The organism is Bradyrhizobium manausense (genome assembly GCF_018129685.1).
GTDB classification, from domain to species: domain Bacteria; phylum Pseudomonadota; class Alphaproteobacteria; order Rhizobiales; family Xanthobacteraceae; genus Bradyrhizobium; species Bradyrhizobium manausense_D.
In genome coordinates this window covers 111,051-136,392 of record NZ_JAFCLG010000009.1, presented here as the reverse complement: position 1 = coordinate 136,392, position 25,342 = coordinate 111,051, and the positions used below count along the sequence as shown (strand labels likewise).

The 25,342-nt window shown below is 64.5% G+C and carries 25 protein-coding genes; 12 read left to right on the top strand and 13 right to left on the bottom strand.

The features are described 5' to 3' along the window. Positions 1–80: 80 nt before the first annotated feature. The 4 genes from cyoD to JQ621_RS21895 are packed head-to-tail and all read right to left on the bottom strand — an operon-like array spanning position 81 to position 3,931. Positions 81–470: a cytochrome o ubiquinol oxidase subunit IV gene (cyoD, locus tag JQ621_RS21910; protein ID WP_212236748.1), complete on the bottom strand. Its 390-nt coding sequence runs from the start codon at positions 468–470 to the stop codon at positions 81–83. Beyond that, complete coding sequence (locus JQ621_RS21905; protein WP_212236747.1) at positions 467–1,108, bottom strand: cytochrome (ubi)quinol oxidase subunit III; 642 nt, start codon at positions 1,106–1,108, stop codon at positions 467–469. Before JQ621_RS21905 ends, cyoD begins: the two co-directional genes overlap by 4 nt. Then, positions 1,108–3,108: a cytochrome o ubiquinol oxidase subunit I gene (gene cyoB / locus JQ621_RS21900; RefSeq protein WP_212236746.1), complete on the bottom strand. Its 2,001-nt coding sequence runs from the start codon at positions 3,106–3,108 to the stop codon at positions 1,108–1,110. The genes JQ621_RS21905 and cyoB overlap by 1 nt, the downstream gene beginning before the upstream one ends. Beyond that, positions 3,098–3,931 (bottom strand): cytochrome ubiquinol oxidase subunit II family protein, encoded by an 834-nt coding sequence (locus JQ621_RS21895; protein WP_212236745.1) that lies wholly within the window; start codon positions 3,929–3,931, stop codon positions 3,098–3,100. The genes cyoB and JQ621_RS21895 overlap by 11 nt, the downstream gene beginning before the upstream one ends. A gap of 232 nt (positions 3,932–4,163) precedes the next feature. Here JQ621_RS21895 and JQ621_RS21890 point away from each other — a divergent pair, with 232 nt between their 5' ends. From JQ621_RS21890 to JQ621_RS21880, 3 genes are read left to right on the top strand one after another with little or no spacing between them, the layout of a single operon-like run. After that, the gene (locus tag JQ621_RS21890) at positions 4,164–4,976 is read left to right on the top strand and encodes an SDR family NAD(P)-dependent oxidoreductase (RefSeq protein ID WP_212236744.1); all 813 of its coding nucleotides are present in this window, start codon (positions 4,164–4,166) and stop codon (positions 4,974–4,976) included. A 13-nt stretch (positions 4,977–4,989) separates the two neighbouring features. Continuing rightward, complete coding sequence (locus JQ621_RS21885) at positions 4,990–5,544, top strand: carboxymuconolactone decarboxylase family protein (protein WP_212236743.1); 555 nt, start codon at positions 4,990–4,992, stop codon at positions 5,542–5,544. Between the two features lies 1 nt (position 5,545). After that, positions 5,546–6,346, top strand: coding sequence for an SDR family NAD(P)-dependent oxidoreductase (locus tag JQ621_RS21880; protein WP_212236742.1), 801 nt, complete (start codon positions 5,546–5,548; stop codon positions 6,344–6,346). Positions 6,347–6,372: 26 nt separating this feature from the next. Here JQ621_RS21880 and JQ621_RS21875 read toward each other — a convergent pair whose 3' ends face one another. Continuing rightward, positions 6,373–7,674, bottom strand: coding sequence for a PQQ-dependent sugar dehydrogenase (locus JQ621_RS21875; protein ID WP_212236865.1), 1,302 nt, complete (start codon positions 7,672–7,674; stop codon positions 6,373–6,375). A 206-nt stretch (positions 7,675–7,880) separates the two neighbouring features. Here JQ621_RS21875 and JQ621_RS21870 point away from each other — a divergent pair, with 206 nt between their 5' ends. Both JQ621_RS21870 and JQ621_RS21865 read left to right on the top strand, forming a co-directional pair. Continuing rightward, a complete protein-coding gene (locus tag JQ621_RS21870; RefSeq protein WP_212236741.1) occupies positions 7,881–9,074 on the top strand; it encodes a urate hydroxylase PuuD in 1,194 nt (397 codons plus the stop codon). Positions 9,075–9,226: 152 nt separating this feature from the next. Continuing rightward, complete coding sequence (locus tag JQ621_RS21865; RefSeq protein ID WP_212236740.1) at positions 9,227–10,084, top strand: VOC family protein; 858 nt, start codon at positions 9,227–9,229, stop codon at positions 10,082–10,084. 161 nt (positions 10,085–10,245) lie between these two features. Here JQ621_RS21865 and JQ621_RS21860 read toward each other — a convergent pair whose 3' ends face one another. Genes JQ621_RS21860 through JQ621_RS21850 form a run of 3 tightly spaced genes read right to left on the bottom strand, consistent with a single transcriptional unit; the run spans position 10,246 to position 13,190 of the window. Next, entirely contained in the window at positions 10,246–10,629 is a 384-nt protein-coding gene (locus JQ621_RS21860) for a cupin domain-containing protein (RefSeq protein WP_212236739.1), read from the bottom strand. 11 nt (positions 10,630–10,640) lie between these two features. Beyond that, positions 10,641–11,345, bottom strand: a complete 705-nt coding sequence (locus JQ621_RS21855; protein ID WP_249125453.1) for an SDR family oxidoreductase — start codon at positions 11,343–11,345, stop codon at positions 10,641–10,643. A gap of 45 nt (positions 11,346–11,390) precedes the next feature. Next, the gene (locus JQ621_RS21850) at positions 11,391–13,190 is read right to left on the bottom strand and encodes a thiamine pyrophosphate-binding protein (RefSeq protein WP_212236737.1); all 1,800 of its coding nucleotides are present in this window, start codon (positions 13,188–13,190) and stop codon (positions 11,391–11,393) included. Positions 13,191–13,390: 200 nt separating this feature from the next. Between JQ621_RS21850 and JQ621_RS21845 the strand changes: the two genes are divergently transcribed. From JQ621_RS21845 to JQ621_RS35795, 6 genes are all read left to right on the top strand, one after another. Further along, a complete protein-coding gene (locus JQ621_RS21845; RefSeq protein ID WP_249125452.1) occupies positions 13,391–14,332 on the top strand; it encodes an IclR family transcriptional regulator in 942 nt (313 codons plus the stop codon). Positions 14,333–14,472: 140 nt separating this feature from the next. Beyond that, on the top strand, positions 14,473–15,717 hold the full coding sequence (locus tag JQ621_RS21840) for an ABC transporter substrate-binding protein (protein WP_212236736.1): 1,245 nt from the start codon (positions 14,473–14,475) through the stop codon (positions 15,715–15,717). A 27-nt stretch (positions 15,718–15,744) separates the two neighbouring features. Then, positions 15,745–16,620, top strand: a complete 876-nt coding sequence (locus tag JQ621_RS21835; protein ID WP_212236735.1) for a branched-chain amino acid ABC transporter permease — start codon at positions 15,745–15,747, stop codon at positions 16,618–16,620. Beyond that, positions 16,617–19,157 (top strand): branched-chain amino acid ABC transporter ATP-binding protein/permease, encoded by a 2,541-nt coding sequence (locus tag JQ621_RS21830; protein ID WP_212236734.1) that lies wholly within the window; start codon positions 16,617–16,619, stop codon positions 19,155–19,157. The genes JQ621_RS21835 and JQ621_RS21830 overlap by 4 nt, the downstream gene beginning before the upstream one ends. 332 nt (positions 19,158–19,489) lie before the next feature. Then, positions 19,490–20,086: a hypothetical protein gene (locus tag JQ621_RS21825; RefSeq protein ID WP_212236733.1), complete on the top strand. Its 597-nt coding sequence runs from the start codon at positions 19,490–19,492 to the stop codon at positions 20,084–20,086. Continuing rightward, positions 20,083–20,346 (top strand): HGGxSTG domain-containing protein, encoded by a 264-nt coding sequence (locus JQ621_RS35795; protein ID WP_312015433.1) that lies wholly within the window; start codon positions 20,083–20,085, stop codon positions 20,344–20,346. Before JQ621_RS21825 ends, JQ621_RS35795 begins: the two co-directional genes overlap by 4 nt. A 34-nt stretch (positions 20,347–20,380) precedes the next feature. On the opposite strand, the gene cax is transcribed toward JQ621_RS35795, so the two are convergent. The 5 genes from cax to JQ621_RS21800 all read right to left on the bottom strand — a co-directional run bounded on the left by cax (position 20,381) and on the right by JQ621_RS21800 (position 23,876). Continuing rightward, positions 20,381–21,484 carry a calcium/proton exchanger gene (cax, locus tag JQ621_RS21820; protein ID WP_212236732.1) on the bottom strand — a complete coding sequence of 368 codons (1,104 nt, stop codon included), beginning with the start codon at positions 21,482–21,484 and terminating at the stop codon, positions 20,381–20,383. A gap of 42 nt (positions 21,485–21,526) precedes the next feature. Next, positions 21,527–21,682 carry a hypothetical protein gene (locus JQ621_RS21815; RefSeq protein ID WP_249125451.1) on the bottom strand — a complete coding sequence of 52 codons (156 nt, stop codon included), beginning with the start codon at positions 21,680–21,682 and terminating at the stop codon, positions 21,527–21,529. A gap of 165 nt (positions 21,683–21,847) precedes the next feature. Beyond that, positions 21,848–22,513, bottom strand: coding sequence for a helix-turn-helix domain-containing protein (locus JQ621_RS21810; protein WP_212236731.1), 666 nt, complete (start codon positions 22,511–22,513; stop codon positions 21,848–21,850). Between the two features lie 206 nt (positions 22,514–22,719). Continuing rightward, the gene (locus tag JQ621_RS21805; protein WP_312015432.1) at positions 22,720–23,433 is read right to left on the bottom strand and encodes a GDSL-type esterase/lipase family protein; all 714 of its coding nucleotides are present in this window, start codon (positions 23,431–23,433) and stop codon (positions 22,720–22,722) included. Next, the gene (locus tag JQ621_RS21800; protein ID WP_312015431.1) at positions 23,346–23,876 is read right to left on the bottom strand and encodes a GFA family protein; all 531 of its coding nucleotides are present in this window, start codon (positions 23,874–23,876) and stop codon (positions 23,346–23,348) included. Before JQ621_RS21800 ends, JQ621_RS21805 begins: the two co-directional genes overlap by 88 nt. A gap of 122 nt (positions 23,877–23,998) precedes the next feature. On the opposite strand from JQ621_RS21800, the gene JQ621_RS21795 reads away from it, so the two are divergent. Then, positions 23,999–25,246, top strand: a complete 1,248-nt coding sequence (locus JQ621_RS21795) for an MFS transporter (RefSeq protein WP_212236730.1) — start codon at positions 23,999–24,001, stop codon at positions 25,244–25,246. Positions 25,247–25,342: the final 96 nt, after the last annotated feature.

Here is a 25,342-nt window from a genome sequence, read left to right as displayed (position 1 = left end):
TTGAATCGTCATCGCGCTTTAGTTTGCTGTTTGAGCATGGTCTTCTCGGAAAACCGCTGCACACTTTTCCGGATCACGCTCTAGCTGTGCATGCGAATGAACTGATCCATCGGCGGCATGTTCTGGTTGAGATGCGCCATGATCCACACGGTGCCGCCGACCACCAGGAAGACGATCAGCAGCCCGAACGCCAGCGCCAGCACGTTGTTGGTGTTGTCCGCCCCCGTCGTGATGTGCAGGAAGAACACCAGATGCACGCCCATCTGCGCGATCGCGAGGACGATCAGCGCGACCGGAATGGACGGCTGCCAGACCAGATTGGTGCCGGCGATAAAGAACGACGTTGCTGTGAGAAGCAGCGCGAGACCAAGGCCGACGACGTAGCCGAGAATCCGTTCACCGACGGTGTGTTGCGCTTCCTCGCCAGGTGCAAGATCGTGCTCGATCGGAGCATCTGTCCGGTCGCTCATGCGCCACTCCCAAGCAGGTAGACCACGGAGAACACCCCGACCCAGATGATGTCGAGCGCATGCCAGAACAGCGCAAAGCACCGCATCCGCCGCAGGATATCGGCGCGAAAGCCCTTGGCAAAGACCTGGGCCATCATGGTGAGGAGCCACAAGACGCCGGCGGAGACATGCAGACCATGGCACCCGACCAGCGAGAAGAACGAGGTGAGGAACGCGCTGCGCGAGGGACCGTAGCCGCGCGCGACGAGATCGGCGAATTCGCGGAACTCGACGGCAAGGAAGATCAGACCGAGCACGCAGGTCACAGCCATGCCAAGGTAGAACCAGAACCGGTTGTGTTCGTCGGCCGCGATGCTCGCCATGCCGCAGGTGAAGCTCGACAGCAGCAGGCAGACCGTCTCGATCGCGACATTGCGCTGGTCGAAAATCTCGGAGCCCTTGGGGCCGCCAGCGGTCTGATCGACCAGCACCGCATAGGCCGCAAAGAAGCAGGAGAACATCACGATGTCCGAGATCAGGAAGATCCAGAAGCCGTAGGCGGTCACGATGCGTTTCGGCGCGGGCCCGGTGTGCTCGACGACCCGCCCGATCTGATGGGGATCGGCATGGGTGTGGCCGGCTGTTGCGGTCATCGACATCAGACCGCCCCCGCCATGCTGACGAGGCTGCGCCGTTCCTCGAGATTGACGCGGTCGATCGCCGCGACCTCCGCGGCCGGAATGACGTATTCGTCGTGGTCACGCCAGGCGAACACGACAAAGGTCGCGAACGCGCCAATGGCGCCCAGGATCACCATCCACCAGATATGCCAGATCAGCGCAAAGCCCATGACGGTGGCAAAGAAGGCGCAAACAAAGCCGGTCGGCGAATTCCGGGGCATCTCGATGTCGTGATATTCGGGCACAGCATGCTCGAGCGCCTGCTTCCGGGCGTGGACCTTCATGTCCCAATAAGCGTCCTCACCACGCACGTCGGGGTGGAAGGCAAAGTTGAACACCGGCGGCGGCGACGAGGTCGCCCATTCCAGCGAACGGCCGTCCCAGGGGTCGCCGGTGCGGTCGCGCAATGCCTCGCGATTTCGGATGCTGACGACGAGCTGCATGATCTGGCAGATGACGCCGATCGACAGCACGGCCATGCCAATCGCCGCCACGATCATCCACGGCCGCCATTCCGCGACGTCATAATGCTGCATGCGCCGCGTCATGCCGAGCATGCCGGCGACATAGAGCGGCACGAAGGTGATGTAGAAGCCTGAGAAGGTAAACCAGAACGCCAGCTTGCCCCAGCGCTCGTCGAGGCGGAAGCCGAATGCCTTCGGAAACCAGTATTCGAAGCCGGCGAAGGCGCCGAACAGCACGCCGCCGATGATGACATTGTGGAAGTGCGCCACCAGAAACATGCTGTTGTGGAGCATGAAATCCGCGGGCGGCACCGCGACCAGCACGCCGGTCAGGCCGCCGATGATGAAGGTGACCATGAAGCCGACCGCCCACAGCATCGGCGTCGCGAAGCGGATCCGGCCGCCATACATCGTGAATAGCCAATTGTAGATCTTCACCCCCGTCGGCACCGCGATGATCATGCTGGCGATACCGAAGATGGCGTTGACATCGGGCCCCGCGCCCATCGTGAAGAAATGGTGCAGCCAGACCATGAAGGAGATGACGCAGATCGCCATGGTGGCGAGCACCATCGAGCGATAGCCGAACAACGCCTTGCCGGAGAAGGTCGAGACCACCTCCGAGAAGATGCCGAATGCCGGCAGCACCAGGATGTAGACCTCCGGATGGCCCCAGGCCCAGATCAGGTTCATGAACATCATCACGTTGCCGCCGGCTTCATTGGTGAAGAAGTGGAAGCCGAGGTAGCGATCGAGCAATAGCATCGCGAGGGTCGCGGTGAGGATCGGGAAGGCCGCGACGATCAGCAGGTTCGACGCCAGCGTGGTCCAGCAGAACATCGGCATGCGCAGATAGTTCATGCCCTTGGTGCGCAGCTTCAGCACCGTCGTGACGAGATTGATGCCCGCGACCAGCGTTCCGACGCCGGAGATCTGGAGCGACCAGGCGTAGTAATCGACGCCGACCCCGGGCGAATAGGACAATTCCGACAGCGGCGGAAAGGCGAGCCAGCCGGTGCGGGCGAACTCGCCGACCACGAGCGAGAGATTGACCAGCAGCGCGCCGGTCGCCGTCAGCCAGAAGCCGACCGAGTTCAGCGTCGGGAAGGCGACGTCGCGCACGCCGAGCTGCAACGGCACCACCAGATTCATCAGCCCGATCACGAACGGCATCGCCACGAAGAAGATCATGATGGTGCCGTGCGCGGAGAAGATCTGGTTGTAGTGCTCCGGCGGCAGATAGCCCTGCGACTGAAAGGCGATCGCCTGCTGGATTCGCATCATGATGGCGTCGCTGCCACCGCGCAGCAGCATCACCGAGGCCAGCAGGATGTACATGACGCCGATGCGCTTGTGATCGACGCTGGTGATCCATTCGTGCCAAAGATAGGGCAGATGCCCTTTCACCACGACCCACATCAGTACGGCGAGGACCCCGACCAGCACCACGCCGCCGGCGATCAGGGGAATTGGCTGGCCGAACGGGATGGCCGACCAATCGAGCTTACCGAGCATGATCGCCTCCACTGTGCGTCCGGCTGGCGTCCGACATCAACTCCGGGCCGGGGCCTGGAGGAATGTGCTGGGTCGCGATCAGATCGAACAGGCGGGGATCATCGAGGCGGAAAGTCAATCTGCTCTTCTCGATGCCCTGCTGCATCAGCTTCTTGTAGCTCTCCTCGTTGAGCACGGCGTTGGTCTTCGCCGTGCTCGCCACCCAATCCGGAAACGAGAGCGGTGAGATCACAACGACATCGAACAGCATGTCGGGAAAGCCGTCGCCGGAGAAATGCGCCGACATGCCCTGAAGCTTGCCCTCGTTGTCGGCGCGCAGGTTCAGCTTGGTGACCATGCCGTTCATGGTGTAGATCATGCTGCCGAGCTGCGGGATGAAGAACGTGTTCATCACGCTCGACGACGTCAGCTGAAAATTCAGCTCGGCGCCGGCCGGCACCGTCAACGTGTTGACGGTGGCGATACGTTGATCCGGATAAATGAAGAGCCATTTCCAGTCGAGCGAGACGGCCTGGATCCGCACCGGGCTTCCGGTACCCGGCACGGGCGCTGCGGGATCGAGCTGGTGCGCGCCGATCCAGGCGACCCCGCCAAGCAGGATCACGGTCAGCGCGGGGATCGACCACACCACGATCTCGATCCGCCCCGAATGGACGAAGTCGGGCTGGAAGCGCGCCCTCGAATTGGAGGCGCGAAACCAGAAAGCGAACGCCAGGATCGCGACGATGGTCGGGACCACGATCGCAAGCATGATGAAGACGGAATCGACCAGGATGGTGCTGTTGGCGGCAGCCACCGGCCCTTGTGGATCGAGCAGATTCATCGGCAAGCCACTGGCGATTGGGAAACCCCGAGGGAAGCGTAGCGCAAAAATCCCCCGGCAATGAACGCAGTTACGTGAAGACGGTTCCACAGCGAGCTTGCTGGATTTCCGGGCCATCCCGCGCGGCGGCATGCAATTCCATGCGATGTCAATGACATCGGCGCACGACGACCGGCCTTCTCACGTCCGCAGGCCATTGCTAACTTGCACGAAAATATCGGGATGAAACGACATGCAGGGCCCTGAGGACGATGCCGGCCTCGCCGGCAAGGTGGCGCTGATCAGCGGAGGTGGCGCCGCGGGCGACGGCATCGGCAACGGCCGTGCTGCAGCAATCCTGCTTGCGCGCGCCGGCGCGAAGGTGCTGGTGGCCGATCGCGAGCTCAAGCTCGCCGAACGCACTGTCGAGATGATCACCGCCGAAGGCGGCGCGGCTGCAGCCCATGGCGGCGACGTTACCAGCGAAGCGGATTGCAAGAAGCTCGTTGAAGCCGCTCTCGACCGCTGGGGCCGGCTCGATTTCCTCGACAACAATGTCGGCATCGGCAGCCGCGGCAGCGTGGTCGACGAAGCGCCCGAGCAATATCGCCGCGTCATGCAGGTCAATGTCGAGACCATGTTCCTGCTGTCGAAACACGCGATCCCCGCGATGATCAAGACCGCGAAGGGCGGCGCGATCGTCAACATCTCCTCGATCTCGGCGTTGCGGCCGCGCGGGCTCACGACCTACACGACGTCGAAGGCCGCCATCATCGGGCTGACGCGCGCGATGGCGGTCGATCACGGCCGCGAAAACATTCGAGTCAACTGCATCTGTCCCGGACCGATGTACACGCCGATGGTCTATGCCCGCGGCATGAGCGAGCAGGCCCGTGCCCAGCGCGCCCGGGCCTCGGTGCTGAAGACCGAAGGCACCGGCTGGGACGTCGGCCACGCCGTCAAATTCCTGCTCAGCAACTTTGCCCGCTTCATCACCGGCCAGGTGCTGGTCGTCGACGGCGGCGTCACGCTGCAAGCCCCCGAACGCGAGTCGCAGGAACACTAGAGGAAACACGAAAATGGCCCGCCTGCCCTATCTCGAGGCCGATCAGGTCGCGCCCGAATATCGCGACATGCTCAAGCGCAACACCAACCTGCACAAGCTGCTGATCAACTCGCCGGAGATGGCGCGCGCCTTCAACGGCATCGGCGGCTACATCCGCTTCAAGAGCAAGCTCGATCCGCGCCTGCGCGAGCTCGCCATCCTCCAGGTCGGCTGGATGGAGAAGTCGGAATACGAATTCACCCATCACGTGAAGATCGGCAGGGAGTTCGGCGTCACCGACGAGGACATCGCCGGCCTGATGGCGGAGACCGAAGGCAAGCCGTCGAAGCTCGAGCCGCTGGCCAAGGCGATCCTGAAAGGCGCCCGCGAGATGGTGCGCGAGCTCGCGATGTCGGAGGCGACCTTCGCCGAGATCAAACAGCACCTTTCCGACGAGCATATGGTCGACCTCGTTCTCACCATCGCCTTCTATTGCGCCGTGGTGCGCGTGCTCGCGACCATGAAGATCGACAATGAGCCCACTTACAAAGAGGTACTCCAGCAGTACCCGATATCAGGAGTGAACTGACATGCGCCTGAAGGACAAGGTTGCGATCGTCGTCGGCGCCGGCCAGAGCCCAGGCGAAGGCATGGGCAACGGCCGCGCCACCGCGCTCACTTTCGCGCGCGAGGGCGCCAAGGTGCTCTGCGTCGACCATCATCTGGAATCGGCGCAGGAAACCGTCGATCTGATTGCAGCGAAGCAAGGCACCGCCGCGGCCTTCAAGGCCGACGTGACCAAGTCCGCCGACATCAAGGCGATGGTCGCGGACGCGCAGGTCCGCTGGGGCCGGATCGACGTGCTGCACAACAACGTGGGCGTCAGCCTCGCCGGCGGCGATGCCGAGCTGCTTCAGCTGACTGAAGAGGCGTTCGACCGAGTCGTCGCCATCAATCTGAAGAGCTGCATTCTCGCAGCCAAGGAGGTGATCCCGATCATGCGCGCGCAGAACAGCGGCGCCATCATCAACATCTCCTCGATGGCGGCGATCACCACTTACCCTTACGTCGCCTACAAGGCGACGAAATCGGCCATGATCGCCTTCACCGAGCAGCTCGCCTACCAGAACGCCGAATACGGCATCCGTGCCAACGTCATCCTGCCCGGCCTGATGAACACGCCGATGGCCGTCGACACCCGCGCCCGCGAATGGCACAAGACCCGCGCCGAAGTCGAAGCCGAGCGCGACAGCAAGGTGCCGCTGCGCAAGAAGATGGGCACCGGATGGGATGTCGCCAATGCCGCGCTGTTCCTGGCGTCGGATGAAGCGAACTTCATCACCGGCGTGACGCTGCCGGTGGACGGCGGCGCGAGCGTGAGGCGGGGGTAGGTCTTTCGAAGAGAGCTCGCTCGGCGTCAGTGCGTCACCCGCCAGATCGTGCCGCCCGTATCCTCCGAGATCAGCAGCGCGCCGTCCTTGGCCACCGCGATCCCGACCGGCCGTCCCCATACCTGGCTGTCGTTCACGACAAAACCCGTGACGAAATCCTCATACGCGCCGGTCGGCTTGCCATCCTTCATCCTGATACGAATCACCTTGTAGCCGGTCCGCTTCGAGCGGTTCCAGGAGCCGTGCTCTGCGGCGAAGGCGTCGCCCTGGTATTCGGATGGAAACTGCGTGCCCCGATAGAAGATCATGCCGAGCGAGGCTGAATGCGGCTGCACCAGTACATCAGGCACCGTGATCTTGTCCTTGAGGTCCGGCCGCGCGCCGGCGTGACGCGGATCTTCGTTTGCGCCGATGTAGAACCAGGGCCAACCATAGAACGCGCCCTCCTTCACGCTGGTCACATAGTCGGGCACGAGATCGTCGCCGAGGCCATCGCGCTCATTGGTCGAGCACCAGGGCAGGCCGGTCTGCGGCTGGATCGCGAGGCCAACACAGTTGCGGATGCCGGTGGCATAGAGCTTTCGATCCTTGCCTTCGGGCGTGAAGGACAGCACCGCGGCGCGCTCGGCCTCGTACCCCCAGGATGCGCCAAGCGCTTGCGTGCGCGACCAGGCCTCGAGCCCACTCGGCGGGCTTCCCATGCCTTCAGCGACATTGCTGGCGGAGCCGACCGACACCAGCATGCGCTTGCCGTCGGGTGTGAACACAATGTCGCGCGTGGAGTGACCCGATCCCTGCGCCAGGTTTGCCACCACGACATCAGCCTTGCCCGACGCCTTCAGGTCGCCGGCGTGATAGGGAAAGCGGACGACACTGCCGGCGTTGGCGACATAGACCCATTGCGGATTGTCGCCGTTCGGAAAGAAGGCGATCCCGAAAGGACGAATGAGCCCGCTGGCGAAGATTTCGTTGGTCGCAACCCTGCCGCCTTCCCCGAGACGCAGCACGCGAATGCGCCCCGGCACTGTCTCGGCAACGAAAATGTCGCCATTCGGCGCGACCCGCAGCACACGTGGATCGGAGAGGCCGTCAGCCAAGAGCTCGATCTTGAAGCCGTCGGGCACGAGCGGCGCGGCGCCGCCGCGCGACGTCACCCGCGTGAAATTGGCGACCGAGGGCGAAGCTCCGGGCTTCGGCAGATCCTCCGGGCGGATCAGCCTGACCAGGCCGGGCTTGTCGGCCTGCCAGCTGCCATAGGCATCCTTGCCCTGCAGCACAGGCTCGGCCTGCACGCCGGCGCAGGCGACCACCAGCCACGCTGGCACCATCAGCGGCGAAACATGGATTTTCAAGTCGTCTTCCTCCCGGACTTTCCCTGCCGCATCCCACGTCAGCTCATGCCCGCACGATGTGCAGATGGGTTGACCCATCGTACTGGAAAATGGCGCGGATCGGTGCAACAGATTATGAGGGCACGGCCGCGGGTTGCGGTCATCAAAGCCGCGGCATCGACGTCGCGAGCGATGGGGTGATCATGTGGGGATCGATCATATCGGAATGGGCGAGCCTGCTGCTGCGCTGGCTGCACGTGGTCGCGGCGGTCGCCTGGATCGGCAGCTCGTTCTATTTCATCGCCCTCGACCTCAGCCTCAGGCCCAGGAGCGACCTGCCTGATGGCGTGCTGGGCGAAGCCTGGCAGGTCCATGGCGGCGGCTTCTACCGGATCATGAAATATCTGGTGGCACCGGCCCAAATGCCGGACGAGCTGACCTGGTTCAAATGGGAGGCCTACACCACCTGGCTGTCGGGCTTCGCCTTGATGGTGGTGGTGTATTATCTCGACGCCGACCTGTTCCTGGTCGACAAGTCGATCCTCGACCTCACGCCATTCCAGGCCGGACTGTTCAGCTTCGGCAGCCTCGCACTGGCCTGGCTGCTCTACGAGGCAGCCTGTCGCACCGGACTCGCACAGCGCGAACTGCCGTTCGCCATCGGCGGCTATCTGTTCCTGGTCGTGTTGACCTTCGCGTTCACCCATGTGCTGAGCGGTCGCGGCGCCTTCAACCAGATCGGCGCCCTGATCGGCACCATCATGGTCGCCAATGTCTTCACGGTGATCATCCCGAACCAGAAGAAAATCGTCGCCGCGCTGATCGCAGGACAGGCGCCCGACCCCAAGCTCGGCAAGACCAGCAAGGAGCGCTCGGTCCACAACAACTATCTGACGCTGCCGGTCGTCGTGCTGATGATCAGCAATCACTATCCCCTGCTCTACGCGACGCGCTTCAACTGGATCATCGTTGCCATCGTGCTGGCGCTGGGACCGGTGATCCGCCATTTCTTCAACGAGGGCCATGCCGGACGCAAATCGCCGTGGTGGGTGTGGGGCGTCGCCGCCGCAGGCGCGGTCGCGATCCTTTTCCTCTCCGCGGCCGGTCCGCGCGAGGTGAAGACGGGCGCGCTGTCGGCACAGCCGACGCTCGCCAATGTCGAGGAGATCGTGATGTCCCGCTGCAGCATGTGCCACGCGGCCGAGCCGGTGTGGGCCGGTATCGTCACCGCGCCGAAGGGCATTCTGCTCGACGCGCCCGAGCACATCCACCGCAATATCCGCCTGATCGGCCGCGTGGCCGCGTGGTCGACGGCGATGCCGCCCGGCAATATCACCGAGATGACCAGCGAGGAACGCGCCGTCCTCGCCGCCTATATCGGCGAGCAGGATCGCTGACGCCACCGCGCGTCATTGCCCGATCTTGCGGAATGAAATTCCTGATCTCCCGCCGAATTGAAAATGACTTGCGCGCCCATCCGGCGTAGACATTGCGAGCGGCCGCCCTTGCGGTCTCACGTCAGTTTGCAATCCTTGCCGGGGAAATCACAGTGGCCCTCAAGAACATCATCGGTATCGACCACGCCGTCGTCATGGTGAAAGACCTCGACAGCGCCGCCGAAAACTACCGGACGCTCGGCTTCACCCTGTCGCCGCGCGGCACCCACAGCGCGCATATGGGCACCGGCAACTACACCATCATGTTCGACCCCGACTATATGGAGCTGCTCGGCGTGCTGGAGCCGACCGAGCACAATGCGCCGGCACGCGCCTTTGTCGAGCGGCACGGCGAAGGGATCGAACGCATCGCCTTCACGGCGGTCGATTCAGCCGAAGGCGCCGAGGAAATCCGCGCGCGCGGCTTCACGCCGATCGGCCCGACCGATTTCGAGCGGCCGGTGACAATGCCTGACGGCACCGTCTCAGCCGCCAAATTCCGCACCTTCATGTGGCCGACCGCGGAAGCGCCCGGCGGCGTGCGCATCTTCGCCTGCCAGCACAAGACCCGCGAGACAGTATGGATCCCCGAGCTGATGAGGCACGCCAATGCTGCGAAGCGGATCAGCGAGGTGCTGATCGCGACGCCCGAGCCTGCCAGGGAAGCGGCGCATCTGGCGCGGCTGATCGATCGCGAAGCCACGGCAGAAGCCGACGGCGCAGTGGCCGTGACATCGGGCGGCGACCGCGCCGACTTCGTCTATCTGACGCTGGACCAGCTCGGCAAACGCTATCCGGGCGTGCCGCTCGCAGGTCTCTCCGAGCGCGGCGGCGCGGCACTGGTGCTCGTCAGCGGCGATCTTGCGGCAACAGAAAAGGCCCTCGGCTCGGCGGCCGTCCGCAGCGGAGCTGCGGTCGTCGTGCCGCCGGCCCGGGCCAACGGCACCCTGCTCGCCTTCATTGCCGTCTGATTTAATCCGCTTGTTTAACGTGCGTTGACCGGGCGGCCCCAGGATTCTCCGCAGTCCAAGCCGTCCGAGGCCACACGCATGTTCAAGGAAGCATCGCCGATCGCATGTGACGTGCCGGCCGAGCTCACGGAGTGGCCGTCGCTGAAGGGCGAGCGACAAGCTCACACCGGTTTCTCGTCGTCGGTCACCGGCGACGTCACCACCAGGAACACGAGATCGGTCAGGCCGGAATTCGAGATGGCGTGCTCGACGCCGGGCGGCAGGAAGATCACGTCATGCTTGCGCACGACATGGTTCTTGCCTGCAATCTCCATCAGTCCTTCGCCGTCGAGCACGTGATAGACCTGCTCCTGCACCTTGTGATGATGCCGCGCCACATAGGCCATCGGCTGATACATCGAGATGCGGTAGTCGATGCGGCGCGAGCCCGCGGTCTCCGGCATCACCAGCGGCTTCGACAGCGCACCGCCAAAATGGTTGGGGAATTCGCGCCAGGGCACTTCCGCAATGTTGCGGATGAAGGCGCCGTTGCCTGCTTCGGCCATGCTACCGCTCCCTAGTTCACCAGCGCGCCGCCGTCGACATAGACGATGGCGCCCGTGGCAAAGCCATTGCTCATGAAGCTTGCGATCTGCTGGGCGATATCCTCGGCCATGCCGACGCGGCCGACCGGCAGTGCGGCCGCCGTCTTGGCCAGCATCTCCTTGCGCGCAGCCTCCGGCATCGCGGCCCGGATCGGCGTATCGATAACACCCGGCGACACCGCGTTGACACGCACCGGCGCAAGCTCAAGCGCCAGCGCACGGGCGAGCGACTCCAGCGCACCATTGGCGGCGCTGATGATCGCCGAGTTAGGCCTTGGCCGAATGCTGAGGAAACCGGTGACCAGCGTCAGCGAGCCGCCTGCGCGGATCTCGGCCTCGCGTGCAACGCGCCACGCGCCCCAGAATTTTCCTTCCATCGTCGCCCGCACGTCTTCCATCGCGACCGTCTTGAACGGCCCGGTGCGAAGCTGCGCGGCCGTTAGCACCACATGATCGACCGGGCCCGTGCGCTCGAACAGTTCGGCCACGCTCTGGTCGTTGGTGACGTCAGTCGGAATCGCCGTCACCTTCAGCCGCTCGGCGATGGGATCCAGCTTCGCGGCGCTGCGTGAAGCGATCACGACATCAGCGCCTTGGCTCTTTACAAGCTCCGCCGTGGCCAGGCCGATGCCTGAGGAGCCGCCGATCACGACGACCTTCTTGCCTGCGAGCGTCATTCCCATCTCCCGGATATTACTGTTGATTGCCTTTGCGAACGGTGCTCAGCCCGGCTGGAAGCGCGTGCCGATGCCGGCCTTGCTCTGGCCGAGGCCCGGCAATTCCCAGACGCCCGCGCCGGAAGGATTGACGTCGGCCGCGATGTCGACGTCGATCAGATAAGGCCTATTGGCGGCGATGCCCTTGCGGATGGCTTCGCCGATGTCGGCGGCACGGTCGACCCGCACGCCCTCGACGCCACAGGCGCGCGCCATCGCCGCAAAATCCGGATTGTAGCGCTCGCCCGTTTCCGGATGCCTGAAGTCAGTCGCAAGCTCGCGGCCACCGAGATAGCCCCGCTGAAGCCCGCGGATCGAGGCATAGGCGTAATTGTTCCAGACCACCCAGACCACGGGCAGATTGTACTCGACCGCCGTGCCCAGCACGTTGGCGTGCATGAAGAAGGCGCCGTCGCCGCAGACGGACACGCAGGGACGATCGGGCGCCGCGAACTTCGCGCCCATCACGCCGGCCACGCCAAAGCCCATCGGACCAAACCCCATCGAGCCGATCAGCGAGTCCGGTCGCTTCGGCTTGCAGAAGCCGAGCAGCCAGTTGTGGTGCACGCCAATGTCGGAAACGAGGATCGCATCCTCCGGCAGAGCTTTGTCTATCTCGGCGGCGGCGCGCTGTGGGTTGATCGGCGTAGTGTCATCGGAGAAGCCGGGCGCAACGAACTTGTCCCATTCCTTGCGATAGCCGTCGATCTGCGCCAGCCATTTCTTGCGGGCATCGGCCTTTTTGGAGAGGTTGTCGCGACGATCGAGTTCGGCATGCACCTGGCGCAGGAAGGTGCGGACATCGGCCATCAGGCCCAGCGCGACAGGATAATTGCGGCCGATCTCTTCGGGATCGATGTCGACATGGATCAGCCGCGTCGGCGGGATCGTGAAGGAATAGCCGGGAATCCACGAGCTCGAGGTGCGATCGTCGAAGCGGACACCGAGCGCGAGCAGCACGTCGGCCTGGCGCGCGGCGTGGTTGGCCTGGTAGTGCCCGGCCCGCGCGACGAGACCGAGCGCGAGCGGATGGTTGACGTCGATCGCACCGAGGCCGCTCGCTGACGCCGCGACCGGAATTTGCAGCCGCTCGGCCAGCTTGCGCAGCTCCTCCGCAGCGCCGCCATAGCGCACGCCCTGGCCGACCAGCATCACGGGGCGCTCGGCCGAGAGCAGCATGTCGACCGCCTTCTCGACGCCCTCAGGGTCGGCACCGCAGCGACTGGAGATGTTCGCGCTCCACTCGATCGCCTTCGGCGCTTCTTCCGCAGCCGATTCCATGAAGACGTCAAAGGGCACGTCGACCACGACGGGACCGGGCCTTCCCGTCACCATCGTCTTCCACGCCTGTCTTATCGCAAGCGGCACCATCTCCCCGCGTGTCGGCTGGAACACCTTCTTGCACATCGTGCGCACGGTGGAGGGGAAGTCTGCCTGGTAGTGCCGGTACATCTCCTGGAACGCACCACGGTTGAACTGGCTGGTCGGCACATTGCCGGTGATCGCCATGAACGGCACGGAGTCGAGAAACGCATTGGCAAGGGAGATCGGCAGGTTTGCCGAGCCCGGCCCGCAGGACGTGAAGGTCGCGGTCGGCCGTCCGGAGACGCGGTAATAGACATCCGCCATGAAGCCGGCGACGCTCTCGTGATGCACGGAGATGGTCTTGATGTCGGAGGAGCGTTCGTACAGCGCGTCGATGAACTGGATGTTGCCGTGGCCGCAGAGCCCGAACACCTGCGGCACCTTTTCCTGGATCAGATAATCGACAATGACCTGCGCGCCATTGAGCATATTCTTCGACATCAACCGGTCTCCCTCTCGGCCCGCCTACTTCTTCTGTACCGATGCGGAGAACGCGGCCGGTCATCACAGGGCCGCCGGCAGCCTATTTCTCATAATGCTGTACGTCAATTTATATTGTGATAGACTCGTGCTTTGCGGAAACGGTGAGCTCCGCGCCGACGGCCGCGCCGGTTGCGTGCTACTGTCGCAAGAACGGAGCCATGTCGATTCACGAGAAGGGGGCCTTGGCCTTGAGATCGCGTACCAAGCCGACGACCGGCGAGAAGCCTGCAAGCCCGCGCAAGGCGGCGATTGCAAAGCTGGTCGCCGCCCCCAGGGCCGCTGGCGACGACGAAGCCGACGACAAGCAGCGCGGCGGTGGCGTGCAGTCGCTCGGGCGCGCCTTCTCGATCCTCGAAGAGGTGGCGCGCCATCGCGAGGGAATTGGCCTTGCCGAGCTCAGCAAGCTGGTCGGCCTGCACAACTCGACGACCTTCCATCTCGCAAAGACGCTGGCCTCGCTCGGCTACCTCCGCCAGGAGAAGGACAACAAGCGCTACCGCATCGGCCGTCCCTTGTTTGCGCTGGCGGCCAGCGCGCTCGACGAGATCGAGATGGTCAATGTCGCTACTCCCGTGCTGGAGGAACTGTCGCGCCAGACCGGCGAAAGCGGGCATTTTGCCGTACGAATGGGCGATGCTGTCGTTGTCATCGCCCGCACCAGCGGACCCGGCGCGTTCCAGCTCGCCGATCGCGTCGGCGTGGTCAGGCCCGCCCATTGCACCGCGCTCGGCAAGATCATTCTGGCGTCGCTTCGCCCCGAGCAGCTGAAGCGCTTCATCGATCGCGTGGAGCTGAAGCCGTCGACGCCGAAATCGATCAGCGATGTCGGCGCGCTGATGCGCGAGATCGCCGAGGTGCAACGCACCGGCGTCGCCTTCGACGATGGCGAGTTCAACCCGGAAGTGCGCTGCGTCGCCGTGCCCGTGACGGATTTCACCGGGCAGGTGATCGGCGCGCTCGGTATTTCCGGGCCGATCTGGCGTCTCTCCAACCAGGCGCTGCACGCCGGTGCGCAGGTCGTGCAGGCCGCCGCCGACCGCCTGTCGGCCGAATTCGGCGCCAAGGACCGGGCGCACAAGGCGCTTGCGCAGAAAGTCTAGGGCGCAGCCCAGGCGTCGATTTTGCCGGTTGACACCGGCAATGGCGTTCGGGATTATCCTCCAGCATTAAAAGAAGCCCTCTCACAATACCGGATAAACGGCTTGAAGAGAGGCACGCGATGCACCCGGAGGAGACAGACATGATCCGCTATCCACGACGGACGGTGCTGCGCGCGGGCGCAGCCTTTGCTGGTGCGACCGCGCTCGGGTTTCCCGCCATCGTCAGGGCGCAGGCCGAAAAGATCCGGATCGGGCATCTGACGCCGCTCACCGGCTTTCTCGGCGTGATCGGCAGCTACGCGCAGCTGGGCGTGAAGCTCGCAGCCGAAGAGATCAATGCGTCCGGCGGCATCATGGGCAGGCAGATCGACCTGCTTTCGGAAGACTCGATCAATCCGGCGACCGCCGCGACCAAGGCGCAGCGCATGCTGGAGCAGGACGGTGCGGTGGTGCTGCTCGGCGAAATCTCCTCGGCGTCCTCGCTGACCATCATGCAGGTGGCCGAGCGGAACAAGAAGGTGTTCTTCTCGACGGGCGCGCGCTCGGACGCGCTGCGCGGCAAGAGCTGCAACAAATACTCGTTCCACTGCGACATCCCGAACACCGTCATGGTGAACGCGGTCGGCACCGCGCTGTCGCAGAAGGGCATGGTGAAGGGCAGGAAATTCTTCACGCTCACGGCCGACTACATATTCGGCCACGATCTCCTGAAGGCCGCAAAAGTCTTTTTCGGCGCGCATGATGCCAATCTGATCGGCGACGAGCTCATCGCGACTGATGTCACCGACTTCAGCCCCTATCTGCTGAAGGTGCGGCAGGCAAAGCCCGACGTGGTCTGCTGCAATCTCGCCGGCAACCAAGTGACCAACCTCGTCAAGCAATATGCCGAGTTCGGCTTCCCCTATCCGCTGGTCGGCTTCAACCTCAACACCGGCGACGCCTGGGCCGCCGGGGCGGGCAATCTGAGCGGCACCTGGCCGACGGTCTGGTATCACACGCTGGACAATCCGATGTCGCGGGCCTTTGTCGCGGCGTTCAGCAAGAAATACGGCAAGCCGCCGGAGAACCACGCCTGGATCGACTACGTCACGCTGAAGCTGCTGGCGGAGGCCATCAACACCGCCAAGTCGACCGACAGCGGCGAGCTGATCGCCTATTTCGAGAAGCAGGCGCAGTTCGATATCGGCAAGGCGCGCAAGGCGTACTTCCGCGCCTGGGATCATCAGCTGGTGCAGGAAGCCTATCCGTTCACGGTCAAGCCGAAGGAGCAGATGAAGGACCAGTGGGACATGCTGGTCCTGGGCGATGCGGTCCCCGCCGCGAACGATCCGCTGGAGACGATCTACCCGACCAAAGAGCAAAACCCCTGCGAGATGAAGGCCTGACGCGCCCGCGCGCGGCAAGGACGCAACATGCAGTTCGAGTTCTTGCTGGAACAGGTGGTGAATGGCCTCGTGCTCGGAGGCTATTATCTGCTCATCGCGCTCGGGCTGTCGCTGATCTTCTCCGTCGGCGGCATCGTCAACCTCGCGCATGGCGCGTTCTATGCGCTCGGTGCCTACCTCTGCGTCGAGCTGACCAGCCGTCTCGGCTTCGGCGCCTCCGTGGTGATTTCGCCGCTTGCCGTGGCGCTGCTCGGCATCCTGTTCGAGCGCTTCATCCTGCGCCGTTTCTACGCGGCTGATCCGATTCTCAGCCTGCTCGTGACGTTCGGAGTGGCCATGGTCGCGGAGCAGGCGATCCGCATGATCTGGGGCGCGGCCCCGGTCTCGACCGAGATCCCGCAGAGCTTTCGCGGCTCAGTCATCGTCGGCGACTTCCTGTTCTCGCGCTATCGGCTGCTGATCCTTGGCGTGGTCGCAGCGATCCTGCTGGGGGTCTGGCTGCTGCTGCACAAGACATCGTTCGGGCGCGTGGTGCGCGCCGGCATCCAGCGGCCGGACATGGTCGCGGCGCTGGGCATTCGCCTGCAGCCCTACATGACCGCGATCGTGATGCTCGGCGTCGGTCTTGCAGCGCTCGGCGGCGCGTTCTTCGCGCCGATCACGACGGTGCACCCCGCCATGGGCGCGGAGATCATGACCATCGCCTTCGTCGTGGTCGTGATCGGCGGGCTCGGCAGTTTCTGGGGCGTGATCATCGCTGCCCTTCTCGTCGGCGTCGTGCGCGGCATCGCCATTCATTTCGAGCCGGCGGCCGGCGAAGCCTCGATCTACATCCTGATGTTCGTGGTGCTGCTGGTGCGCCCGCGCGGCCTGCTCGGCGAGCGCATCGAGAAATTCGAATGAGGAATGCCACGACCATCGAAAGGCTGCGGCCGCTGCTGATCGCAACTGTTGCGGTGATCGCGCTGCCGTTCCTGCTGCGCACGCTCGGCCTGTCGCTCAACACCGGCACCTGGATGCTCGGCCTGGCCATCGCGGCGATGGGGCTGAACCTCTGCATCGGCTACACCGGCCTCGTCTCGTTCGGCCACAGCGCATGGTTCGGCATCGGGGCCTATGCGGCCGGCTTGATCCAGCTGCGCGTCTTCCCCGACCAGATCTGGCTGCCGCTGCTGGGATCGGCGGTGGTCGTCGCGATCGCGGCAACCGCCATCGGAGTTCTGATCCTGCGCCGGCGCGGCGTCTATTTCTCGCTGCTGACGCTGGCGCTGGCCGCCCTCGTCTACACCACCGCCTTTCGCTGGACGAGCCTCACCGGCGGCGAGGACGGGCTCGGCGGGTTGAAACGCGGCAGCATCGGCGCCATCAGCTTCGACGGCGCGCTCGCCTATTACGTCGTGGTCGCGATCGTCTCGCTCGCCGTGCTCTACGTGCTGATGAGGCTGGTGCGCTCGCCGTTCGGGCATGTGCTGGTGGCGATCCGCGAGAACCAGCTGCGCGCGAGCTTTCAGGGCTATCCGGTCGAGCGCTACAAGCTCGCGGTGTTCGTGATGTCGGCCGTGGTCACCGGCCTTGCCGGCGCGCTGATCGCGTTCCTGAACTATCTGGTCTCGGCCGAAGCGGTCTCGGTGCCGTTTGCGGGCGAGCTGCTGGCGATGGTCGTGATCGGCGGCATGCGCAGCCTGCTCGGCCCCGCGCTCGGCGCGGTGTTCTTCATCCTGTTCCGGGAGCTGTTCTCGATCTGGACGTCGGACTGGCTGTTCTGGTTCGGGCTCACCTTCGTGGCCTTCGTGATGTATTCGCCCGGCGGCCTTGTCGGTATCGGCGCGCTGATCATGCGGCGTCTGCGACCGCCTGCGGAAGAGACGGCCGCAATGAGCCGGCGCAAGATCTACGACGGTCTGCCACTGCCCGACTTTCTGCGGCCGGAGTCGCTGAAGGGCACCGTGCTCGAGGTCAGCGCCGTCTCGCGGAAGTTCGGCGGCATCCGCGCCGTCGAGAATGCGAGCCTCAAGGTCGCTGCCGGCGAGATCCACGCGCTGATCGGGCCAAACGGCGCCGGCAAGACCACGCTGTTCAACCTGGTCTCCGGCCTCTACGCGCCGGACCGGGGCACCATCCGCCTGCAGGGCCGCGACATCGCCGGCGTGCCGGCAAACCTGATCTGCCATCAAGGGCTGGCGCGCTCGTTCCAGATCACCAACCTGTTTCGCGGGCTGACCATCTACGAGAACCTCCGCCTGTCGCTGCAGGCGCAGCGCGCCATGCGCTTCAACATCTGGAACGACATCGACGCGTACGAGGACATCCACGCCGAGACCGCGGCGCTGGTGAAATTCCTCGGCCTCGAAGGCATCGAGGAGATCGAGGGCGGCGAGCTCTCCTATGGCGGGCAGCGGCTGGTCGATCTCGGCATCGCGCTCGGCTCCAAGCCGCAGGTGCTGCTGCTCGACGAACCGCTCGCGGGCCTCGCCGCGGCCGAGCGCGAGCGGGTGTCGAACCTCGTCAAGAACATCGCGGCCAACATTCCGGTGCTGATCGTCGAGCACGACATCGATCGTGTGCTCGGCTTCTCGCAGATCGTCACCGTGATGAACCAGGGCGAGGTGCTGATGTCCGATTGCCCCGGCGCCGTCAGGGCCGATCCGCGGGTGCAGCAGATCTATACCGGCAGGGGCACTCCCGCCGTCGAGCATCGGCGCAGCGACCTCGGCGCCGGCGCACGGCAGACCGTGCTGCGGCTCGATGGCGTCAACACGTTCTACGGCAAGAGCCACATCCTCAACGACGCCGCGCTCGACGTGCGCGAGGGCGAGATCGTCGCGCTGCTCGGCCGCAACGGCGCCGGCAAGTCGACGCTGCTGAAGACCATCGCCGGTCTCGTGCCTGCGGCCTCGGGCAGCATCGCCTATCGCGGCGAGGATATCGCAAGCCTTGCCGCGCCCGACATCGCCCGTCGCGGCATCGGCTACGTGCCGCAGGGCCGCGGCCTGTTCGCCGGCATGACCGTGCGCGAGAACCTCGCGCTCGGGCGCCTTGCCCGCAAGACTGACGGCAGCGACGGCGTGGTCTGGGACGAGGAGCAGATCCTCGGCACCTTCCCGCGCCTGAAGGAGCGGATGAACGTCGCGGCCGACTATCTCTCCGGCGGCGAGCAGCAGATGGTCGCGGTCGCCCGTGCGATGTCGGGCAATGTGCGCCTGCTGCTGCTCGACGAGCCGTTCGAGGGCCTCGCGCCGGCGGTGACGCTCGAGCTGTTCAAGGTGTTCGACCAGCTCCGCCGCCACATGTCGATCGTGATCGTCGAGCACAATCTCGACCTCGTCCTGGCTCTGGCCGACCGCGTCTTCGCGCTGGAGCGCGGCGCGGTGTTCCACCAGGGGCCGGCGACGCCGCTGCTCGATGATCTCGGCTACCGCAAGCAGATTTTGTGGCTGTAGCCCTCGCTCCGCCTTGACGGTCGCGGCGCCATCCCGGCAAACCGCGCAAAAACAACCCCATGCACAGTAGCCGGCGCCAGTCGGATCAGGAACTTGCACGGCGTCAAATACGGAATGTCCGAAATATCGTTTGACCCGTCGGGCAAAACAGGTGCATAATGGCATCATCGCAAAATCAGCCCGTGTCCAGGCCGCGCCCGCTCATGGGCGCGCCTCGATCCGGCTGCGCGAGAACACCTCATCACATCTGAAATCTCAACCGCCGCAGGCAGGCGCGCGACCGGCTTTGCTCGCCGCGCGCCGTCGCACCTGCGCAGCTAAGGACTCATCGCATGACGACATCCCTGACCCGCACCGAGACAATGCCCATCGCAACCGGCGATCGCGCCGCGACCATCGCAAGCCCGCGGGTCAAGCTCCGCCGCCGACGCACGGTGATCGTGCACCCCGACCCGAAGGCCAGCGAGACGCTGCTCGCCCAGGCGCTCGGCGTCGTCGACAGCGACGCGCTGCAGGGCCTCTTGAGCCAGCTGGTGAAAGCGAGCGCGACGGGGCGCAGGCCGGACCAGGGCAATCTTTCCTTCATGGTCTCGATGCTCAAGAGCATCGCGCCAAGGGAATCGCTCGAGGCGATGCTGGCGGCGCAGATGGTGGGCATCCACCTCGCGTCGATGCGCTGCGCCGCTCGCCTCGCCTGCACCGACGACGTGCCGCAGCAGGAGAGCCTGACGCGCGCCCTGACTCGCCTGTCGCGCACCTTCTCGGCGCAGATGGAGGCCTTGAACCGCCATCGCAGCAACGGCGCCTGCCCCATCACGGTGCAGAATTTGTCGGTGCAGGATGGCGGCAAGGCCGTCGTCGGTCATTTCACGCAGCATGCGAGCCTGATCGCGGCGCAGCCGGGCCTGGTGGACGCCGTCACCGCATGAGCCACGCCCGCAACACCGCCGCGATGCGGGCGAGCCCGCGTTGCGGGGCCAGGACCCGCGCCGGCGGCTCCTGCCGCGCGCCTGCTGCGTACGGAAAGGCGCGCTGCCGCATGCATGGAGGCGCCGCGGGATCGGGCGCGCCGTGGGGAAACCGGAATGCGATAAAGCATGGACTGTCGACCCGGGACGCGATCGACGAGCGAACTCGAACACAGGCTTTGCTCCGTCAAGCGCGACAGCTGCTTCTGGAGTTCAAGTGAGCTCATTCCGGGGCTGACACCTGCCGGTTCGCCCCTACAACGGGCCATGCGAGCCCGGCGGCACCATGTAGAGCGTCATCGCGAAAATGGCGTAGATGCACAGCAGGAGAGCACCAACGAACCAGGCTGACCGTCCGCCATTGGTGACGAAGCTTGCGACGACGGTGGCGATCATGACCATGGTCACCGCGCCCGGCCAGAATTGCAGGTCCATCGGCTTCGGCCCGGCGACATAGCTGAGCAGCACCAGCACGGGCGCCACGAACAGGGCGATCTGGGACGCGCTGCCCAATGCGATACTCACACTCATGTCGAGCCTGTCGCGGCGAGCCGCGGAGAATGCGACCGCCATCTCGGCGGCGGCACCGACCAGAGCAACCACGATGAAGCCGACAAACGCCGGCGTCATGCCGAGGGTCTCGGCCGCCTTCTGCACCGACTCGACGAAGATCTCGCTGACGAGCGCAACCAGCACCGTCACCACCAGCAATGTCGGAACCGCCACCGCGATCGGCAGCGCCGGCCCGCCCGCTTCGCCATGCTCGCCACTGGCAAACAGCTCCTTGTGCGTGCGCAGCGAGAACAGCAGGCTGAGGCCGTAGGCCACGATCAGGAGGACAGCCAACGCCGCACTCAGGCGGTGGACAACCGCCTCCATTCCGGGAAAGTTGAGGTCCGCCACCGCGGATGGCGACAACAACGCGATCGTCGCCATCAGCAGCAACGCGGAATGCAGCCGTCCCCCTGCACGGTTGTACTCCTGCACGTGGTGCCTCAGTCCGCCCAGGAGCAGCGATGCTCCCAGCATGAACAGCGCATTGGTGACGATGGCGCCCGCGATGGACGCCTTGACCAGCATGTACTCGCCGGCGCGCAGGGCCGATACCGCGATGATCAGCTCGGTCAAATTGCCGAGCGTTGCGTTCAACAGGCCGCCGACGGCGTCTCCCGTTTTCTCGGCGACGGCTTCGGTGGCGTGGCTGAGCAGGCTCGCGAGCGGAACGATGGCGATCACGGCCAGCACGAAAAGCAGCGTGTGCGCATCCGGCATGACATGCGCGGCGACGATCACCACAGGCACAAAGACCAGCAACCACAGCAGCGGGCTGTGCCTGACTTCCTCCATCAGTGCATTCATGATGCATCTCCCGGCCGAAGCCTGGCGTCGGAGATCGGCCGGCTATTGATTGATCTCAACAGGGTGTGCCGGCGGCGGCGCCTTTCGGAGCCCCTGGCGCGGTTCGAGCTGCTCGACCGCCACCCTGCAAATCTGCCTGGGATCGCGAACGCCGGTATTGGCGATCGCGATGATCCGCCTTGCGACGATCTCGGACACGGGATCGTCGCGGTCGACGAGATTCAGCGCGGAGGATCTTGCCGTAAGCGAGGTTGAGCTCTGCGATCGTCTCGGGCGGCACCGAGGAGCCGCGCAGCAATCGACGAAGCGTCATTTCGCATCCTCCCCCCTCGGACGCCGACAGCGCCATTCGCACTGGGCGCATCAGCCGTTCAATTCGATCAGTCCGTCGCGGTCGAGCAACTCGATCGATCGCTGGGTCGTCCCTTCGAACCGCAGCAATTCCCTGTCCCGCAGTATGGAAAGCGTTCGCGAGACGGTCTCCAGAGTCAGTCCGAGATAGTCTGCGATATCGCGGCGGCTCATCGGCAACGTCAGCGTGCCGGGATGCCCCAACCGCTCGTCCATCTCGACAAGGAACGCCGAGACCTTTTCGAGCGACGTCTTGCGGCCCAGCAGAAGCATGTGAGTCTCGGCATGCCGGAGATTTTGAGTGACCATGCCGATCAGCGCCTTGGTGCCCATCTCGCGGCCCGGAAGCGACTCCAGCAAACTGTTTCGCTTCATGATGCGAACGTCCGTTTGGACGACGGCATCCGCAGTGAAGCGGTGAGTTGGACCATTTTCGAAGCCGAACATATCGCCCGGCACATGAAACGCGTTGATCTGGCGCCGGCCGTCCAGCAGCAGCCTGTAGGTCCGCACCGATCCGGAGGTGATTTGGTAGACGTATTCCGCCTCTTCACCCTCGCCGAATATCTCGGTTCCCCTCCGATACGTGAATGCGCTCGAGAAGCTGCGCTCCCCCGCGAGTTTCGCCAGAGGTCCGTCAATTGGACGGTCGCTCGCCCTGTTGATCCTTACCAGCATTTCGTTCCTCCCGAGCAGGCAGCCTAGACCGGGAAAAACAGGCAGGATTGATCCAGCGCAATTTGGCCGCGTATTCGTAGCCACGCGGCCGCGCCGGGCAGATTATTCTCCGTGCCGAGGACGAATTACACGACGAATCGATCGATTCCGGCGCACCCATGTGCTGGTGGGCCTGCGAACCGCGCCGGCGTTTCAGAGACGCGACTCTATCGGCCCAATGCCGAGGCGACTTCGCCGACCAGTTGCTCCGCCAGCATGTGATAGCCCTCCGGCGTGAGATGCTGCCCGTCGGGTTGATGCGGCAGGCCGCGCAGTATCCCGTTCGGGAGCATGACAACCTTGATTCCCATCGCGGCTAGCCGACTTTGGATGGCGGGCGTGTTGTCGGCGGCCAGCTTCCTCCGGTCGTTTCCGCCGGGTTGGAGGATGACGACGCTCGTTCCCTTCGGCACCACGCGATCCAGCCGGGCCAGCATGCCTCCCGTGGTGTCACCGTTGACGCCGGCATTGATGACGCGGACGCCAAGCCCCCGCGCACGGAGAAGCGCTTCGAGCTGTGCGGGATAGGCCTGGCTGCGCGAGACGCCTTTTCCGAAGGTGTTGCTGGCGCCAAGCGCGACGACGGTTGCCGCGCGAGCGGTGCCAAGCGCGGCGCATGCCGCGAATGCAGCGAGAAGAAGAATGCGTCCAAGCCTTGCGATCATGTGTGCGTCCCCCCAATGGGCCAGATATTTGCGCGCCATCCGCATACCCGGCTTCTGCAAGTCCGCGCTAACATCTGCGATGATGTCGCCCTGGCCCAGTCGCTCATCGGCCAGAGGGTGGCTTTCAATTACTTGACCTGTAAATTGATGTTCTCGGGATTTCTCTCGGACGTTGGAAGATCGGCGATGGTGTCTACCCACGGCAATGCCGAGCATTTCCAGATCTGTCGAACTGGCGTGAAAGCTCTGCGCTGCTTGATTGACCCGACGCCTATCCTGAGAATGGACGGATCGAGCAAGGAATGCCGGTAGATGGGCGAGCCGCAATTGCCGCAGAAAGCACGCAATACTTTCCTGCCGCTCTGTTCGGCGGTCTTCACATAAGTTCTTGGCGTGCCACTCAAGAGCACAAACTTGGCCGCCGAAACCGGCAAGGCGGTGTTGAAGGCCGTGCCCGTCAACGTTTGGCATTCGCTGCAATGACAAATTCCAAACTCGTTGGTCTCCGTTTCCGCCTCAAAAGTCACTTGACCGCAGTGACAGCTGCCCTCGATTTTCATATCGCCCTCGCCCAGCGTTACGACACGATCAAAGCACAGCGTGGGTGTGGTCGCCAGATGCCCATTCAAGGTCGGGTCAAAGCGAAGCCGCGACGGCACGCTGTGCCGCCAAGGTCTGGCGGGCCATGCGATAAGCCGCCCTCTCCCGGCATTGGCACGCCTGCCCCGATCATGTAACCCGACGAAAACCCTTCGAAAACCATTGCCGGGACGGGACGCTGATGAGTGCGGTTGCCAACGACGACGCGGGACATGGCACAAGCGCGCTGATCTTCGCGCTGGTGGCGCTGGCCTGCGGGCACATGCTGTCGACGCTGCTGCGCACCATCCCTGCGCTCAGCCTCGATCTGATGGCGGCGGATTTCCATGTGCAGCCTCAGGCGCTGGCGAGCCTCACCTCGGTCTATCATTTCGCCTTTGCAGCCTCGCAGATCCCGGTTGGTGCGGCGATGGACCGCTTTGGCGTGCGGCCGGTGTCCCTCAGCCTGCTTGCGGGAACCATCGTCGGCGCAATCGCGTCCGGCCTTGCCACGGGGCCTTCGAGCTTTGCCTTCGGGCAGTTGCTGCTCGGCATCGCGACCTCGGGCATGCTGATGTGCCCGATGACGCTGGCGGCCAAGCAATTGTCGGCGGCGCGGTTCGGGCTGTGGTCGGGCGCGATCCTGTCGATCGGCAATATCGGCATGCTGCTGTCGTCGAGCCCGCTTGCCTTCGTGATCGATCAGTACGGCTGGCGCGCCGGGTTCTGGATCGCCGCAGCCGGCGGCGTCGTGGTGGCGCTCGCCGTCTACGTGCTGGTGCCGAACCAGAAGGCAGAGCACAAGGACGATGCCTTGCCGCTGTCGCAGATGATCGAGGTGCTCAGGCTCGGCCTGTCTCGCCCGTTGCGCGGGCTGATCGCGCTGGCGCTGGTGTCGCTGGCGACCTCGCTGGTGCTGCGCGGCTTGTGGGGCGGACCCTGGCTCATGCAGGTCAAGGGCCTGTCGCGGGTCGAGGCCGGCAACCAGCTCGGCGCCTATACGCTGGCGATGATCGCAGGCCCGCTTCTGATGGGCATGGTCGATCGCAGCATCGGCCGCCGCCGCGAACTGGTGGCCGCTACGCACATGGTCGCGGCGGCGCTGGTCGTGCTGATGGCGCTCGGCGCGCCGCATTTTGCGGTTGCATGGCTGTTCGGCGTAACAGTCATGCCGCCGCAATATGATCTCGTGCTGTTCGTGCTGATCGGCCTTGCGACCTCGGCCCAGCCGCTGCTGTTCGGCATGTGCCGGCAACTGGTCGATGCGCAGACCGCCGGCAAGGCGCTGGCGGCGGTGAACCTCGCCTTCTTCCTCGGCACCGCCCTGATGCAGTCGATGTCGGGCGCGGTGGCGGTCTTCGCGGGGCTACCTGCGGTGCTGCTGTTCATGGCGGCGATGCTGCTCGTGGGTGTGATGATCTTTTTGACTTACACCTCGGCAACTTCGTAGGGTGGGTTAGCGCAGCGTAACCCACCACTTCCGTCACTGCGGAAACCAGAGTGGTGGGTTACGCCGAGCAGATGCGCGCCGCGCATCAGCTAACCC